Raw genomic sequence first — 1,673 nt, 5'->3', positions numbered from 1 at the left:
TAATGTTATGACCGCAGCGTTTTGGCACGTATCGCGGTTCGACGCGAAGCCGATCACCAACCGAACTCCGGCCGCGATCGCCACAGTGCGGACGTGCGCCCTGCTGGTGGAGGGCCGTCCGGCGAGACAGACGTGAGCGTCCTAACCGGTGCGGATCCACGGTCGGGACGTGTTGAGGGACCCGCCGCTTAGCCCAGTACGCACGTACCCGAACCGCCAGGCCTCGACCTCTGCTGGCGCGGTCCGAGGCCAGGTTCACACAAGCACAATGCGACGGCGGCCAGTGACCATCCCCCCTCCGGCGACGCAGCTTCTAGAGAGGACATCMACAGCTCGTGCTCAAGGGCAAGGACCGCGATACGTGCCAAAACGCTGCGGTCATAACATTAAGGTCATGGAACCTCATCGCGTCGCTGTCCTGGTACTCCCCGGTGTGCTTCCCCTCGACCTGGGCATTCCCACCCAGATCTTCTCCCAGCGACCCAGCACCCCCTATGAACTGACCGTGTGCGGCGCCGCTTCGGGCAGCATCATCACCAGCACGGGGTTCACGGTCGGCGTGACAGCAGGGCTTCCCGCCTTGGCCGAGGCGGACACGATCATCGTGCCGGGATACGCGGAATGCCAGCGTCCGCTGGCACCGGAGGTCATCAGCGCGCTGAGGCAGGCATTCGACAGGGGCACCAGGATCGCCTCCATCTGCACCGGCGCATTCGCCCTTGCCGCGGCCGGTCTTCTGGACGGCCGTACGGTGACCACCCACTGGGCCAGCGCCGACGACCTGGAGCGCCTTTACCCCGGCCTACGCGTGGACCGCAACGTCCTCTACATCGACCACGGTCCCCTTCTCACTTCCGCAGGAGTGACCGCCGGTATCGACTTGTGCCTCTACTTGGTCCGCAAAGACCTTGGCGCAGTCGTCGCCAATGAAATCGCCCGAGAGCTGGTCGCATCACCCCACCGCGAAGGAGGCCAGGCCCAGTTCATCGACCGCTCTCTGCCGTCCCCCACCGCCCACTCCCTCGCCGACACGCGCGACTGGGCACTGAAGCACCTTGAAGAAGACCTCCGACTGGACGCGCTCGCCCGACATGCGCGTGTGTCTTCCCGAACGCTGGTACGCATGTGGCGTCAGGAGACTGGCGTTACGCCGCACCAGTGGCTGCTCACCGCCCGGATCAACCTCGCACGCGAGCTCCTGGAAGCCACCTCGCTGAGCATCGGGCAGATTGCCGACCGCAGTGGTCTTGGCAGCTCCACCAACCTCCGCGCCCGATTCCACGATGCCCTCGGCATCACCCCCACGGCCTACCGACGTGCGTTCGCGAACCCATCGCCGCCCATCGCAGCGGAACCGGAGGGAGCCGGAACGATGCCCTAGGCGGGCGTCTTGATTTCGATAGCGGCAAACGACGCCCGTCGCCTAGTGGTCCGGGGCCTGGTCTTGGGGCAAGCTCCACCGGGGGATGCTCGTGCAACTCGTGCGACTCGTGCACTCGGCATTGTGCACTGGCCGCGCCGTGCCATCGATTCCATACATACCGGCGACGGGTGCGGGTGAAGTCGCGCTCGACGGCGTCACGGAAGTGTACGAAGGTTTCTCCAGGGTCTGGAGCCGGGCTGCCGACCTGTGCGGTTCGCTGTGAAAGGCGCAGCACCAGAACAGCCAGCAG

The 1,673-nt window shown here is 65.7% G+C and carries 1 protein-coding gene; it reads left to right on the top strand.

All coding sequences use genetic code 11. The features are described 5' to 3' along the window. Window positions 1-394: 394 nt before the first annotated feature. Window positions 395-1,381 (top strand): GlxA family transcriptional regulator, encoded by a 987-nt coding sequence (locus tag EAO75_RS43605; protein ID WP_148000692.1) that lies wholly within the window; start codon window positions 395-397, stop codon window positions 1,379-1,381. The last annotated feature ends 292 nt before the right edge of the window (window positions 1,382-1,673 follow it).

It is taken from the genome of Streptomyces sp. UW30, from assembly GCF_008042075.1.
Lineage (GTDB): Bacteria > Actinomycetota > Actinomycetes > Streptomycetales > Streptomycetaceae > Streptomyces.
This window is presented reverse-complemented; position numbering and strand designations above follow the sequence as displayed.

Bases quoted from the DNA above. Each gene is read 5' to 3' on its own strand.
- EAO75_RS43605 (WP_148000692.1), top strand. From the start codon at position 395: ATGGAACCTCATCGCGTCGCTGTCCTGGTACTCCCCGGTGTGCTTCCC.